General features: G+C 46.8%; 14 protein-coding genes. 8 read left to right on the forward strand and 6 right to left on the reverse strand.

The window, feature by feature from the left end; all coding sequences use genetic code 11:
* Window positions 1–88: 88 nt before the first annotated feature.
* Window positions 89–766, forward strand: coding sequence for a DUF2490 domain-containing protein (locus EOO49_RS10645; protein ID WP_290845475.1), 678 nt, complete (start codon window positions 89–91; stop codon window positions 764–766).
* Here the strand turns inward: EOO49_RS10645 and EOO49_RS10650 are convergent.
* The 6 genes from EOO49_RS10650 to EOO49_RS10675 all read right to left on the reverse strand — a co-directional run bounded on the left by EOO49_RS10650 (window position 763) and on the right by EOO49_RS10675 (window position 6,825).
* On the reverse strand, window positions 763–1,518 hold the full coding sequence (locus tag EOO49_RS10650; RefSeq protein ID WP_290845476.1) for a LytTR family DNA-binding domain-containing protein: 756 nt from the start codon (window positions 1,516–1,518) through the stop codon (window positions 763–765). The genes EOO49_RS10645 and EOO49_RS10650 overlap by 4 nt on opposite strands.
* 76 nt (window positions 1,519–1,594) lie before the next feature.
* Window positions 1,595–1,924, reverse strand: a complete 330-nt coding sequence (locus tag EOO49_RS10655; RefSeq protein WP_290845478.1) for a 2TM domain-containing protein — start codon at window positions 1,922–1,924, stop codon at window positions 1,595–1,597.
* Window positions 1,925–1,926: 2 nt separating this feature from the next.
* The gene (locus EOO49_RS10660) at window positions 1,927–2,256 is read right to left on the reverse strand and encodes a 2TM domain-containing protein (protein ID WP_290845480.1); all 330 of its coding nucleotides are present in this window, start codon (window positions 2,254–2,256) and stop codon (window positions 1,927–1,929) included.
* The gene (locus tag EOO49_RS10665) at window positions 2,247–3,590 is read right to left on the reverse strand and encodes a 2TM domain-containing protein (RefSeq protein ID WP_290845482.1); all 1,344 of its coding nucleotides are present in this window, start codon (window positions 3,588–3,590) and stop codon (window positions 2,247–2,249) included. Before EOO49_RS10665 ends, EOO49_RS10660 begins: the two co-directional genes overlap by 10 nt.
* 24 nt (window positions 3,591–3,614) lie before the next feature.
* Window positions 3,615–4,241 carry a hypothetical protein gene (locus tag EOO49_RS10670; RefSeq protein ID WP_290845484.1) on the reverse strand — a complete coding sequence of 209 codons (627 nt, stop codon included), beginning with the start codon at window positions 4,239–4,241 and terminating at the stop codon, window positions 3,615–3,617.
* A 421-nt stretch (window positions 4,242–4,662) separates the two neighbouring features.
* Window positions 4,663–6,825 (reverse strand): TonB-dependent receptor, encoded by a 2,163-nt coding sequence (locus EOO49_RS10675; RefSeq protein WP_290845486.1) that lies wholly within the window; start codon window positions 6,823–6,825, stop codon window positions 4,663–4,665.
* Window positions 6,826–7,053: 228 nt separating this feature from the next.
* On the opposite strand from EOO49_RS10675, the gene EOO49_RS10680 reads away from it, so the two are divergent.
* The 7 genes from EOO49_RS10680 (at window position 7,054) to EOO49_RS10710 (ending at window position 14,441) form a co-directional block, all read left to right on the forward strand.
* Window positions 7,054–7,443, forward strand: coding sequence for a hypothetical protein (locus EOO49_RS10680; protein WP_290845488.1), 390 nt, complete (start codon window positions 7,054–7,056; stop codon window positions 7,441–7,443).
* A gap of 108 nt (window positions 7,444–7,551) precedes the next feature.
* Window positions 7,552–8,088, forward strand: coding sequence for a hypothetical protein (locus tag EOO49_RS10685; protein WP_290845490.1), 537 nt, complete (start codon window positions 7,552–7,554; stop codon window positions 8,086–8,088).
* A 146-nt stretch (window positions 8,089–8,234) separates the two neighbouring features.
* Window positions 8,235–9,293, forward strand: a complete 1,059-nt coding sequence (locus EOO49_RS10690; RefSeq protein WP_290845492.1) for a nucleoid-associated protein — start codon at window positions 8,235–8,237, stop codon at window positions 9,291–9,293.
* 354 nt (window positions 9,294–9,647) lie between these two features.
* Window positions 9,648–10,229: a hypothetical protein gene (locus EOO49_RS10695; RefSeq protein ID WP_290845493.1), complete on the forward strand. Its 582-nt coding sequence runs from the start codon at window positions 9,648–9,650 to the stop codon at window positions 10,227–10,229.
* 150 nt (window positions 10,230–10,379) lie between these two features.
* Window positions 10,380–11,285 carry an ATP-binding cassette domain-containing protein gene (locus EOO49_RS10700; protein ID WP_290845495.1) on the forward strand — a complete coding sequence of 302 codons (906 nt, stop codon included), beginning with the start codon at window positions 10,380–10,382 and terminating at the stop codon, window positions 11,283–11,285.
* Window positions 11,282–12,121: an ABC transporter permease gene (locus EOO49_RS10705; RefSeq protein WP_290845498.1), complete on the forward strand. Its 840-nt coding sequence runs from the start codon at window positions 11,282–11,284 to the stop codon at window positions 12,119–12,121. Before EOO49_RS10700 ends, EOO49_RS10705 begins: the two co-directional genes overlap by 4 nt.
* A gap of 94 nt (window positions 12,122–12,215) precedes the next feature.
* Window positions 12,216–14,441, forward strand: coding sequence for a T9SS type B sorting domain-containing protein (locus EOO49_RS10710; RefSeq protein ID WP_290845500.1), 2,226 nt, complete (start codon window positions 12,216–12,218; stop codon window positions 14,439–14,441).
* Window positions 14,442–14,448: the final 7 nt, after the last annotated feature.

Genomic DNA, 14,448 nt, shown 5'->3' on the forward strand with positions numbered 1-14,448 from the left:
TGACAGGGCTTAAAGACCTGACAGGTCCCATCCAAATGACCCTTAAAAAAAAGTCGATTCCAAAAGCAAATCCGATTATTTTTGCCACATGAAAAAATTGACTTTCACACTCGCAAGCCTTTTGCTGGCCGGACTTTCGGCGTATTCACAAAGTGACCAAACCGGAGCCTGGTATATCTATTTCGGAAATATAAAATCAAAGCATTCAAAATTCTCACTGGATATCGAAGGCCAATATCGCAACCACAATCTTGGAGGCGATTTACAGCAGTTGCTCGTGAGAAGCGGCGTGAAATATCAGGTTGCGGACAATTTTAACGCGACGGCCGGATACGCTTACGTGTTGACCGAAGCCGAAGACATGCCTGATAATCCGGTGCGCGAGAATCGCATCTATCAGGAAATGCTGCTGAGCCAAAGCGTCTCAAGGTTTTTCTTGAGACACAGATTCCGATACGAGCAACGCTTTGTCGAAGGGCGCGATTTCAATACACGTTATCGCTACTGCCTTTTTCTCGATATTCCGGTCAACAAGTCTTCGATGGTCAAAAACGCGGCCTACATCGCGCTTTACAACGAGATTTTCATTAATGGAAAGAAAGTGGACGGTTATACTTCGGTTTTTGATCGCGACCGGATTTACCTTGGCGCAGGCTACAAATTCACCGACAATTTCGCCGTTCAATTGGGCTGGATGAACCAAATGCTGGAAACAGACTCGAAATCGCAAGTCATGATCTCACTTCACCACAAACTTCCCATTTAACCGATCCATTGCCTGAAATCGCTCACTTTTTCGCGGCTTACGATTACCTCGTCTGCCTTGTAGGTTGGCGGAATGATCTTTAGGCGCGAATTGCTGTACATCACGATTTCACGGCTTGCCTGAAGCGAAACGATGAATTTTCGGCTCACGCGGAAGAATTGCGAAGGGTCGAGCTCGCTTTCCAAAACTTCCAGCGTCGACTCGATCAGATAATCGCGATTGTCGCAAGTATGGATGTAGGTACCTTTGTTTTCGCTGTAAAAACACTCGATCTCGCTCACCGGAATCACTTTTAGATGCTGTCCGATTTTGACCGTGAAGCGTTGTTTGTGGTTTTTCGCAAACGGATTCACTAGCAACTTTCTGATTTGGTCAAAATCGAATTGAGCCGATTCCATTTTGGGCAAACGCGCCCGGAATTTATTTACCGCAACTTCCAAATATTCTTCATCTATCGGTTTAAGTAAGTAATCTATACTGTTTAACTTAAATGCTTTAAGCGCATACTCGTCGTATGCCGTGGTAAAGATTACCGCGCTTTTTATCTCGATGGCTTCAAAGATTTCGAACGACAATCCATCGGACAATTGGATGTCCAAAAAGATTAGATTGGGATGCTGGTTTTGCGAAAACCATTCGAGCGCTTCCTGAACCGAATGCAGCATGACTTCGGCTTGAATTCCCATTTTGTCCAACTTGCGCTGCAGCAATCGCGCCGCAGGTTTTTCGTCTTCGATTATTATGGTTCTCACTCTAGTTTCGATTTTGATTGATAGTTAATTGAAACTTCTTACTTAAAGTTATTTGTCAGATACAAAATTGTCGGCTTCACTCCCACTCTTTGCCTTGACGCTTGTCTTTGTCCATGATCTCACGGATTTTTTTCGCTTCCCAATTCGAGCCCAAAAACATTTCGGCTCCAAACGTGCTCAAAGCATGAACCAAAAGTCCGACGCCCCAAAAAATCGCCATCGAGAAATTCTCGAATGAAAAGAAAGATTTGCCTTCGTCGACATTCAGCGCGTTTACGACGAGAAATCCCGTATTGATGATTACGTATACGGTCAAGTGTTTGTAAAAGCCGGAAATCGCCTTTACACGCTTTTGGGCGCGCATGTAACGCATCTCGTCCGTTGGGTCTTGATTGAATTTTTCCATGATCAGTTGTTTTCCCTAAATTTTTCGTAGTTCGATTTTTCCCTTTCCATAAGCTCCTTGATTTTGCGCTCTTCCCAACCTTTGCCCATGAATGGCGTAAATTTCCTGACTTCCATAAAGTGGAAAAGCAATCCTGTTCCCCATCCGAAAACGGTGAATGGAAACCAATAAAAGTCTGGCACGAAAATCAGGTTGATGGCAATCACGATCGGAATTACCGTGCAATAGACCGTCAGATGAATGTAAAAACCTCGAATTTCCTTGGCCTGTCGGCGCGCTTTGCGATATTCGATCGTATTCTTGAAATTGCTGTTGGCTTCCATCAGTTCCATTTTTTTGTTCTGTCCTTACCCATCAATTCCTTGATTTTGCGCTCTTCCCAGTCGTTGCCTAAAAACGGCATGTAGTCGAACGTCTTTACCGCGTGGATTGCCACTCCGATTCCCCATCCGGCGGCAGGCCATAAAAACCAGAAATAGTTGGGCGATGTCGCGAAGTTCAAAATGCCCAGCCCGCCGATGAAAATCACGTAGGACAACAGGTTTCCGTAAAATTCCTTGATCTGGGCGACTTTTTTATGAGCATGATAGTAGCTCGTCTGCTCTTCGTTGATTTGTGTTTCCATAACGGTTATTTGCTTGGTCAGGATTGGAATCCGGACGGTGAATGTCTTGTCATTTGGCTCGATGAGCACGTTTCTTCGCGTCAGGATCGCGTATCGGTTGACAATGTTCTGCAACCCGACGCCTTTTCGATCCTGAAGCACTTCTTTCTTCTGCAGTTCATTTTCGATGCACAGATAGTCGCCGTCGACGTAAATCCTGATCTTGAGCGGACGTTTTTCACTTGCGACATTGTGCTTGACCGTATTCTCCAAAAGCAGTTGCAACGACAGCGGAACGACCTTGGAATCGGCATTCGGAATTACTGTCGGAAGCTCGAAATAGATACTGTTCTCGAATCGCATCTTGAGCAGGTTCATGTAAGTCTTGGCGAATGAAAGCTCTTCTTCGACACTTACCAATTCTTTATCCTTTTGTTCAAGTACGTACCGATAGACTTTTGACAATGAAGTGGTAAACTTTTGAGCCGCTTCCGGATTTTCCTCGATCAACGAACTCAACACGTTCAGACTGTTGAACAAAAAGTGCGGATCGATCTGGTTTTTGAGACTTTCGAATTGTGCCGATGCAGTGCCTGCAATGAGCTGTTGTTCCTTGACCTGATTCTCTTTGTAAGCTTTGTAGAATCCAATGGCATAAGCTGACAATGTAATGACGAAAGTGATTCCGATGGCGAACACATAATTGGCCGGCGTCTCGTGGGCGAAAAATTCGGAGAACGATTTTTGCCTGATTACGACATCTTCGAAAACTCTCAGCAGGAAAACCACCGCGAGCGAAACCGTGAACGAAAGCACGAATCCCAAAACGATTCTTCTGATGTCGAATCTTCTGCCCTCGAATTTCTTGTCGAGAAACCGGAAAACCGCGGCATTCGCAAAATAAAGTCCAAAGCTGTAAGCTAACGTGTACAGATACATCCAAAGTAAATCGATTGACAGCGTCGGCGCATGCCCGAAAGTCCAGTTGAGGAAAAGGATCAGGAAAAAGATGCCTGTGCCGAGTGCGATCAGCCGTGGAATTATGCTCAGTCCGGTTTTCATGAGTGCTAATTTAGAGGAATCCGCTTACTTTTTTCCACATTCGGACAACAGCATTTCGGCTCTGTCCTTTCCCCATTTCGGGCTGAATTCGTTCTCGGGTTTGAAATTGGCGTACAAATCGAGAGAGCGTTTCAGTTCACTGCACATTGGCGTGGTGTCGCTTCCGAAGTATTTCGCGCCTCCGATCTCGAATTCGGCTTTCCCGGAAACTGCGCGAGGATTGGTCGGATCTGACTTTTGCGCCTTTTCGTACAATTCCATGATCTGACCCGAATACTTCATGGCATTGGTCATCGGGTCGGACGCTACCCAACCTGTGTAAGTCAAAGCTTGCAAGATCATGATTTCGGCATTGTCAGGATGTTTCAGAAATTCGACGTCTAGCGCGGCCTGGGCTTTGTTCAACAACGCGCTCACTTGCGTTTTGTCTTTCGTCGTGAACGAAGCCGTAGTGTTTATGAGCGCGACATAGTAATTCGGAAGCCACTGTTTGGGTTCGGCGGCGGCGATTCTCTCGAACATGGCCGAGGCTTCGGTCGGTTTGTTTTCTTTCCAGAGCGCGAAGGCCTTTTTCATTCCTTCTTCGTATTTGGTTTGCCCGAAGGCAAGGCTTACGAAAAAAATTGCGATTGCTGTGATTGTTGGTTTCATGTTTTTTTGGTTTTAGTTTTAGATGATAGATAATAGATTTTTAGTTGATAGACTTGCGGTTTGAGTTTCGGCGTTTTGATGATTCAAATTTAGGTCGGATGTTTTGGCGGTGAAATTTTATGTTACCGAATTGTGGAATTTCGGGGATGAAGTGTTTTTTTTGGATTTTCGGATTAGCGGATTGGCGGATTGATAGATATAAGTTATGATTCTGTAATTTCCTACAAAACTTAGACACCCTGTCAGGGTTATAAACCCTGTCACCTTTTTAAACAGTGACAGGGTGCTTTTTTGCTTGCGAAGTTTTTACCCGACTATCTGAAATTCGCATTTTCCACTTCCATAGACAAAATCTGCAAATCCGACAATTCGGAATAAAAAAATCAAGCACTTCGTACTCACGAACCCGAACACTCCCACGCTACAGATTATTCAACTGATTGCTTTTTTTATCCGCGCTGATCGTCCAAAAGAATCCGACAAAAAAGAACCTGTCGGCCGTTGGGATGATTTCGCGTCTCTGGAAAACGCCGTTTGCGTCGGGTGCATTCGCGTATTCGTAATTGAACACGTTTTGCGTTCCCAGGACATTGCTGATCGAGAAATACAAAATCTTCTGCTGGCTCAACAAATACGCCCAACTCAAACTCAGATTGTTGTAGGCTTTTGTCTTGTCGTTCAAAAATCCGGGCTTGTTGGGATTGTCGAACGGACGTCCGGTTGCCATCGAATGCGTCACGCCCAACTGCGAACGCCAATCCTCGATCCAATATTTTGTCACGACCGACAGACTTTGGTTGGCCACGAAATTCGGGGTCGCCTCGATAGGAAAATTGCGGTAATTGCGCTTGCTGTCGATGAACGAATACGAAATCCAATATTCGAAATTGCGAAAAGTGCGCCCGTCTCTCCAGAAAACGTCGATGCCTTTCGCGTATCCGAAGCCGTCGTTCGCGTAATCGGAATTGAACATCGGGGTTTGCGTTTCATACTTCACCAAGTCGCGATATTGCTTGTAATAAGCCTCGAAACGCAAGGTCTGGCGATCGCGGGCGTATTGGTAATTCAGGATAAAATGCGAGGCTTTCTCGTTGTCGAATTTGTGAAAATCCGAGAATTTGAGATATTCGGCTTTCGGAGCTTGCTGGAAATCGCCGTAAGCAAATGAGATCTGTCCCGCTTTTTTGCTGATTTTGTAAGCGATCGAAGCTCTCGGAGACAAGACCGATTCGTTGAGCAAATCGTTGTGAGCCGTCCTCGCTCCTACTTTCATGGCGAGTTTTTTCGAGAAATACACATCCGCTTCAGCGTAACCCGCGACAATCCCTGAAGTGTAACCCGCTTTCAGTTTCTGACCTTGATAGAATTGATACGATTCGTCGAAATCGGTCAAGAAGTAATCACCTCCAAAGCTGAGTTTGATACGGTCGGAAAAACGCTTGTTGAACTTGAGCTTGAGTTGGCCCGCGTTTTCGGCGTTTTTGACATCGTCGAGATTCAATCCGATGGAATTCTTGCCGAGTCCGTACCCTATTCCGGCGAAAAGCTGCCATTGCCGACCCAAATCGCCTTTGTAAGACGCGTTGAAATACAGATTGTCGTTTCTAAGATCGACTCTGGTCGGCGTTTGACTGTTGATGTTTTCCTGGTTGATATCGAAGCGCGACACATCGAAAGCGGCGTAAATCTTGAGCAATCCGTATTCGAAATGCTTCCTGAAAACGGCTTCACCCGAGGCTTGCTGAAAAGGTCGGTTCCATTTTACATTCTGCGGAATCGCCCATTGATAAGGCGCCAGATCGATATAGGAAGCATTTACGCTCAGGGACGTTTTCTCCCATTTTTTGGTGTGTCCGAGGCCAAGACCAACCGTCATCAAGGCGATATCGGTCTTGTTCTGATCCGGATCGTCGATCGTACTCAAAAGCAAAACGGACGAAAGCGCTTCGCCATATTCTGCGGAATAACCGCCCGTCGAGAAACTGATCCCGTTGAAAAGAAAGGGCGAAAACCGACCACGCGTCGGAACATTATTGGTCGATGCGCCATAAGGTTGCGCCACGCGGATGCCGTCTACGAACGTCTGGGTCTCATCGGCTTCGCCACCGCGCACGAAAAGGCGTCCGTCTTCACCTACGGTTTGCGTGCCGGGCAAAGTCTGCAAGGCGGCGACGATATTTCCCGCCGAACCGGCCGTGGTCACGATATCCAAAGGTTTCAAAACCGAGACACGCGCTTTGTCTCCGGCCTCGAAAGTTCCGGCGTTCACGACCACGGCGTCTAATGTATTGACACTTTCGCGCAATTTGACGGTGACCGGCTCGAAGTTTTCGATGTCGATCTCGACTTTGGAAGTTTCGTACGACAAAAATGAAACCACGAGATGCTGTTTTCCCTTTTCGGTTGTCGTAAAGGCGAATGTCCCGTCTTCGTTTGAGCTCGTTCCGTCATAAGATCCGTCGATGTAAATGTTCGCGCCCGGAACGCCTTTGTTCTTCTCGTCGACGATTTTGCCCGTGAGTTCTTTTTGGGAAAATCCGACGAGAGTCAAAAACAGGAATGCAAGTGTAAAAATTGGTTTCATGGTTGCCGATATTCGTTTACTGAGGCAAAAGTGGGCATCAGCTTCGAAGTTCGAAAAAGTTAGTTACCCAACCGTCGAAATTTGCGGATGAATTGCAGATCGGTTCAAATTCTTTATATATAGTAAGTTCCGAAACACGAATCCTATCCGAAACAGCGCATCTGCCAAATCAATCTTTGTCAAAAACAATTAATTGTTATATTTGAAAACTATTAATACAACTCAACCATGAAACACATCAAAACACTGGCGCTCATCGCATTTTTCTTCGTCGTCAACGCGGTTTCGGCCCAAACGGCAAAGACGAATTGGCCCAAACTCAACAACGTGAACGAAGTTGCCTCGAGGATCAACCTCAATGTCGAAAATGGAAATCCGAACGCTTTTGATTTCTCTGAAACTTTGTTCCAGCAAATCCAGCAATTGAAGGCTTCGGAAGTTCCGGCAAACTTCAAGAACAAGAAAACCGACGACGCCCTGACGCAACTTTCCACCAAAGCCGAAGCGCTGAACAAGAAAGCCAAAGCAAAAGGCTCACAGGCCGAACTCAAACAGCAGTTCGCCGAAATCCAGACGATATTGGCCAGCCTGACCGAAGCGCCGAAAGCTAAAAAATAACACGAAGCCCGATTGTATGATCGGGCTTTTTTTATGTTCGATTGTTGATTACTTTTTGAATCGCGATGCTGATTTGTGCCTTATATTTGCGTTCTCAAATTTTGAATCATGGTTTACAAATTCAGGGCGATTCTCGATGCGGAGGAAGATATTTTTCGCGACATCGCCATCAGGAACGACGATACGCTCGAAGACTTGCACAATGCGTTGGTGAACGCTTTCGATTTCGACGGATCGGAAATGGCTTCGTTCTACACTTGCGACGACAAATGGAATCAGGAAGAGGAAATCCCTTTGTTCGACACGGGCGACGTGGCCGGCGAGCAAAAGGTCATGGCCGATTATACACTTTCTTCGATACTCGATGAAGATCAGACGAAAATCATCTACGTTTACGATTTCATGAACATGTGGACATTTCTCGTCGAACTGGCCGCGATCGAGGAAGAAACGGTTGGCGAGACTTATCCGGCGATGCTTTTCAGCCACGGGATCATGCCGATCGATGCCGGAGAAAAGGAATTCGAGGCAGAAAACGCCATGGATTTCGACGACGAGGACGGCTATGACGATGAGGATCTGGACGAATTCGGCGAACACGACGGGAATTTTGAGGATTATGGGTTCGAGGAGAATTGGAATTAATTCTCCAGACAAAAAGATAATAGACGGATAGACATTAGACTGCATCCGTCCTCGACCAAAACATCAAACGAAACAAAACATAAACGCGGATAGCTGATGGCATCAATGTCTATTATCTATCCGTCTTTCATCTATCATCCAAACATATGATCAACTTATTCAACACGCAAATCGACTCTCTTTCGCTTCACCGCGTCGGGAACAAAAGTAGAAACGAAGACACGTTTTTGTCGGAACAGCCTTTTCACGCGTCCGACGAGCTTATGCCGCTTTTGAAGGAATTTTTCTTCAAGTCGTTCCGCGAGAAAGAGGAAAACTATTACCAGTTTGCGCATGAAGTCGATCTGGAATACAACGACATGTTCAAGCTCGTGACCGAATTGTTCGCGAATCCTTCGAACGCACACGAGATTTCCAAGCGCATCACGCATCATCTTTATGAGCAATCGGCGCATCCGCACATCAAGAACGGTGAAGTTTATGTCGCCTATCTGACCAACATTTCCATCGACAACAACAAAGTCGACGCCATCGGAATCTTCAAGAGTGAAATCCAGGCCGATTTCCTGCAATTTGATGAGAAAGGCGAAAATCTTGAAATGCGTCTCGAACACGGAATCAGCCTGAACAGAATGGACAAAGGAGCGCTTATCTTCAACTACAAAAGCGAGGAAGGTTACAAGATTTTGTCTGTCGATTCAAACAGATACGACGCGCGTTACTGGCTCGAGCATTTCCTGAATGTCGATTTGTTCGAAGACGAGAATTTCATGACCAAGAAATACCTCAAATTCTGCCAGAGTTTCGCCAAAGATGTCGTGCTTCCGGCCGAGGACAAAAAAGAGGAAGTTATGTTCATGAACCGCGCGGTCAACCATTTCGCCAAGAACGACCAGTTCGAGGAAACTGCCTTTTTGAATGAAGTGATCGACAACCCAGATTTGATCCCTGAATTCAAAAATTACAAAGTTGACAAAGGCGAGAAATTCTCTATCGAGGACGTGACGACTTTCCCGATCGCGAACGCCGCTGTTTCCGACGTGAGAAAATCGATCAAGAACGTGATCAATCTCGATACGAACATCCAGATCAAACTCGATTTCATCAATGCCGAAAGCGCCGAGAAATTCGTCGAGAAGGGTTGGGACGAGGAAAAACAGATGTATTATTATTTGGTTTACTTCAATAAGGAGAACAAGTCGTAATCACACAAATTCCAATTTATAGATCCCAAATTCCAATCCGTTCCGGTTGGGTTTGGGATTTTTTGCTTTTGGACCTTATACTGTAAGGACTCAAAAAAATCACCCTGTCACTGTTTAAAACGGTGACAGGGTTTATAACCCTGTCAGGGTGTGTCCTACTTAAAGTTATACTTCAACTAATTTTCGTGACACATCCGCAATTCCAAAAGTCAGAACAAACCAAAAAGTTCTGCCTTCGATCGTCCCAAAATTTCTGAAAGATAGCGCGAAGCCAAATCCAAAATTTTAACAATTTCCCCCGCAACCAATCCAACAATTTAGCATCCAAAGAGAACAATCAACCAATAAACAGTTATGAAATCAAGATTTTTACTCCTCGCCTGTTTTGTTGCGACGCTCTTTTCGTGTTCGTCTGACGATTCGGGCCAACCCGCAGATTCAGATCCGATAACCGGCAACAAGCTTTTGATGCTTCGGGTCGATTATCAGACCAACCAATTCGAAGGCGGAAAGGAATTCGCGTTCGAACAACCCGCGACGACTTTTACCGTGACAAGCGAATATCAGGAACCGGGCGATTTCGGTTGGGTCAAATTGTACTACGACGAACTCGACACCAAGATCTTCGACGGGGAAATCCATTGGATGGGATTGGGACAATTGCACTTTCCGGAAAGTTTCGAACCGGCTTCTTCTTTCGAGCACGTGTTGACCAACGATTTCGTCACGCCTCAAAACGGTTACGAGAACGTTTTCAATCCGTCGGGAATCGCTTATGATTACGAAGTGCCTTGGTCGCACGTTCAGGGTTTGGTCAAAGTGCGCCAATATCTGGAGGCGAATCCAACGGCAACTGTCAAGATTTTCCTCTACACGCCAAGTGTCGGAATAGGAAATCCCGCCGATTGGGATTGGTTCATCCTGGTAAAGAATTGATTACTTGTGATAAAGGTTAGTTTTGGAAAGCGCTCTATTTGGGGCGTTTTTCTTTTTTGGCGCAAATCGGTTAAAAATCCCGAATTTGCCGTAACAAATGACTTTGTGAGTCGTTTCAAAAGAACAATCAATCAATAAAACAACAATTCAGTGGAAACCATCCTATCCATCCGGAATCTCAATAAGAGGTACGGAAAAATCCACGCCGTCAAAAACGTTTCCTTCGAGATACAGAAGGGCAACGTTTACGGCATTCTCGGTCCGAACGGATCAGGGAAATCGACGACCTTGGGAATCGTGCTCAACGTCGTGAACAAAACCTCGGGCGACTTTGCGTGGTTCGAAGGCAAAGTCGAAAACCACGAGGCCTTGAAAAAAGTGGGCGCGATCATCGAGCGTCCGAATTTCTATCCTTATATGTCGGCGGTACAGAACTTGCAACTAGTGTGCAAAATCAAGGGAATCCCGTTTTACAAAGTCGAGGAAAAACTCACTTTGGTAGGGCTTTTGGAGCGAAAAGACAGCTGTTTCCGGACTTTCTCGCTTGGGATGAAACAACGTCTGGCGATCGCATCGGCATTGCTGAACGATCCTGAAATCCTGATTCTCGACGAGCCGACCAACGGACTCGATCCGCAAGGCATCCACCAAATCCGCGACATCATCCGTCAGATAGCATCGACCGGAACAACGATCCTGCTCGCTTCGCATCTACTCGATGAAGTCGAAAAAGTTTGTTCGCATGTTGTCGTTTTGCGAAAAGGCGAAATGTTGTATTCGGGAACGGTCGACGGCATGACCTCGAACCAGGGCTTCTTCGAACTTCAGGCGCTCGACATGGACGCGCTAAAATCGGCTTTGACCGAAAATCCGAAAGTCGAATCGGTCAAACAGGAAGAAAGCAAATTGTTCGTCTATCTCAAGGACGAAATTTCGCCCGAAGACATGAACCGCTATCTCGTTTCCAAAAACGTGTATGTGTGCCATCTCGTTTTCCGCAAGACAAGCCTCGAAGAACAATTCCTTGAACTCACCAAAAACCACGCAAAGAAATGAAACGACTGCTCGCCATAGAATTCCAGAAACTCTGGCTCAACAAATGGAGCCGCGTGCTGACCATTGCGTATTTCGCCTTTTTGTGCTGTATCGCTTTGGTGGCTTCGATCAAATTCAACATCCTCGGAAAGGAAATCTCGATTGCCGAACAAGGCGTCTTCAACTTTCCGTACATCTGGCACATCAACACCTACATCGCGGCCTGGCTCAAACTTTTCCTGGCCTTGATCGTGGTTTCGATGGTCGCCAACGAATACAGTTACGGAACGCTCAAACAGAATCTCATCGACGGAATGTCCAAAAAAGAGTTCATCCTTTCGAAATTCGGTACTATCGTAGTCTTTTCGGTCGCCTCGACGGTTTTCATCTTCGTCGTCTCGCTGATTTTGGGCTTGTGCTTTTCGTCCTTCAAGGAAATGGACATCATTTTTTCAGGCATGAGTTACCTATTTGGCTATTTCCTTAAACTCGTGTGCTTTTTCTCGATCTGCCTTTTCGCGGGCGTGCTCGTCAAACGGTCGGCATTCGCTTTGGGCGCGCTTTTCATTTGGTGGATTCTCGAATTTTTGATCCAGTTCCAGGTTTGCCGAAATCTCATTTCCGATACGGTTTTGGCCGACAAGATCGCCAATTTGTTGCCGTTTGGCGCGATGGGAAATCTCATCAAGGAACCTTTTACGCGTTTCAGCGCTTACAAAGCCATAGAAAGTTCGGTCAACAACAAGATCGTCGTACGCGATTACAGCATCCATTGGTATGAAATTGCAATCGTCGTTTTTTGGATCGTTTTCTTTGTTTTGATGTCGTACAAAATTCTCAAAAAGCGCGATTTGTAGTATCTTTGCCCGTGCTATGGGTAGGTTGTGGAAGAACGTTTGCGGGCTGTTTTTACTGATTTGGAGTTTCGGTGCATCGGCTCAATTTATTTCGGTGGATGAAAATTATACGACATTTCAGCTCGTAAATGACGTCCTTATAAACAGTCCCTGCGGACAAGCCTCGAACATCGTCGTTTCGGGATGGAATTTCAACAATGGGAATTCCTTCGGATATTTCAATGCCAACGGAAGCAATTTCCCTTTTGCCGAAGGTATGGTCTTGACCACGGGAAGAGCCGCGGCCGCCGTAGGACCGAACGATTCCATATTGAGCGACGGCCCGACGAATTGGGTTGGTGACAACGACCTCGAGCAAGCAGTTGGCGTGAACAACACCATAAACGCGACTTCTCTCGAATTTGACTTTTTGCCCAACGGGAATTTTTTCAGTTTCAACTACATTTTTTCATCCGAACAATATTTGTCGAACCCGTCCTCGAACCAATGCGGTTACACGGACGGGTTCGCCTTTTTGCTCAAGAAGGCCAACACGACCGACGCTTATGAGAATCTCGCGGTCGTACCTTTTACGCAAATTCCGGTTACGGTCAACACGGTTCGCGGTTCGGGCACGATTTGTCCTTCCTCGAACGACCAATATTTCGACGCATTCAACGGACAAGATCATCCGACGAATTACAACGGACAGACCAAATCGATGAAAGCGCAGGCCACGGTCGAGCCCGGCGTTCTGTACCATATCAAGATCGTGATCGCCGATCAGGGAAACAACCTATACGACTCGGCAATTTTTCTCGAAGGCGGAAGTTTCAAGGCCGAGGTCAATCTGGGTGACGACATGCTGATTTCGAACAACCGCGCGCTTTGTCCGGGGCAGACCACGACTTTGGACGCGCAGATCAACGGAGCTTTGTCTTACGTTTGGTACAGCGGAACCAATGTGATTCCAGGAGAAACCGGCCCGACTTATACCGTTACGACAGCCGGCATCTATTCGGTGGAAGTCGATTTGGGAAGCGGCTGTTTTGCAACGGGCGACATCGAGATCGAGTATGTTTCGGCGCCTCCGCCCTATTTGCCGACCGCAACTCTGGTACAATGCGATCCTGACAACAACGGGATTTCGACCTTCAATCTTACCTCGATCATCGATACGATAAGCGTCAATTTCGGAGCTTATCCCGATATAACTTTTTATCCTACGATGGCCGATGCGCTCGTTCCGCAAAATCCGATCCTGAATCCACTTTACTACGATGCGGCTCATGGTACGACCGTAGTGGCCAAAATGCGCTTCGGTTTCAGTTGTTACGTATATTCGACGATCTCGCTCGAACTGACTTATCAACCTGCAATGCCTCAAACGATAACGGTTTGCGACACTACAGGCGCGTCCGATGGCAGCACTGATTTCGACCTCGCCATGCAAGTCACGCCTTTGGTTCTGGCAAACATGCCTGTCGGACTGACGGTCGCTTATTATCTGACAAACGCCGATGCCCTTGCGCAAATCAGTCCGCTGTCGAACAACTTCACAAACTCCGTTCCGAACCAACAAGTGATCTATGCTCGCGTTTTCAGCGGAACGTCGTGCTACGACATAGTCACGGTAACGCTCAACGTCACGAGTTTGGCGCCTTCCGGGTTCGATCCGGAAACGATAACGATTTGCCCGAACGACACCGCGACGCTTTCGGTAGCCGGAAGTTTCGACAGCTATCTTTGGTCGACCGGCGCCACATCGGCACAAATTACGGTGAACACGCCCGGGGTTTACACGCTTACTGTGACGAACACGATCGGATGCAGCGCGGTGAAGCAATTTACGGTCGCGCTCGCCGACCCGCCGGTTTTCAACTCGGTGCAAATTTTTTCCCAAAACGGTAACGAAACAGGCATAACCGTCGACTACTCCGGAAGCGGACAATACGAATTTTCGGTTGACGGAACGACCTTTCAGCCGTCTCCGGTTTTCGGGAACCTGTCCGGAGGAAATTATGCGATCTATATTCGGGATTCGGCCGGGTGTTACCTTGTCGGGCCTTATCCGGTTTTCCTTATCCGATATCCGACATTCTTCACACCGAACGGCGACGGAATCAACGACATCTGGGAAATCAAGGATTTGTCCTCGCAACCGTCGAGCCAGGTCAGGATTTTCGACCGGTACGGCAAATTGCTGTACGACTTCCGCGGAAGCGATACCGGATGGAACGGCGAGTACGATTCGGCCAAATTGCCTTCGACCGACTATTGGTTTGTGCTGCAACTCGGGGACGGACGCGCCGTGAGAGGCCATTTTTCCCTCAAAAGATAACGGTTTA

It is taken from the genome of Flavobacterium sp., assembly GCF_004295795.1.
In the GTDB taxonomy this organism is placed as follows: domain Bacteria; phylum Bacteroidota; class Bacteroidia; order Flavobacteriales; family Flavobacteriaceae; genus Flavobacterium.

Coding starts and splice junctions, on each gene's coding strand:
- EOO49_RS10655 (WP_290845478.1), bottom strand. CDS start 1,924: ATGGAAAAATTCAATCAAGACCCAACGGACGAGATGCGTTACATGCGC.
- EOO49_RS10705 (WP_290845498.1), top strand. CDS start 11,282: ATGAAACGACTGCTCGCCATAGAATTCCAGAAACTCTGGCTCAACAAA.
- EOO49_RS10665 (WP_290845482.1), bottom strand. CDS start 3,590: ATGAAAACCGGACTGAGCATAATTCCACGGCTGATCGCACTCGGCACA.
- EOO49_RS10680 (WP_290845488.1), top strand. CDS start 7,054: ATGAAACACATCAAAACACTGGCGCTCATCGCATTTTTCTTCGTCGTC.
- EOO49_RS10690 (WP_290845492.1), top strand. CDS start 8,235: ATGATCAACTTATTCAACACGCAAATCGACTCTCTTTCGCTTCACCGC.
- EOO49_RS10675 (WP_290845486.1), bottom strand. CDS start 6,825: ATGAAACCAATTTTTACACTTGCATTCCTGTTTTTGACTCTCGTCGGA.
- EOO49_RS10670 (WP_290845484.1), bottom strand. CDS start 4,241: ATGAAACCAACAATCACAGCAATCGCAATTTTTTTCGTAAGCCTTGCC.
- EOO49_RS10695 (WP_290845493.1), top strand. CDS start 9,648: ATGAAATCAAGATTTTTACTCCTCGCCTGTTTTGTTGCGACGCTCTTT.
- EOO49_RS10660 (WP_290845480.1), bottom strand. CDS start 2,256: ATGGAACTGATGGAAGCCAACAGCAATTTCAAGAATACGATCGAATAT.
- EOO49_RS10645 (WP_290845475.1), top strand. CDS start 89: ATGAAAAAATTGACTTTCACACTCGCAAGCCTTTTGCTGGCCGGACTT.
- EOO49_RS10685 (WP_290845490.1), top strand. CDS start 7,552: ATGGTTTACAAATTCAGGGCGATTCTCGATGCGGAGGAAGATATTTTT.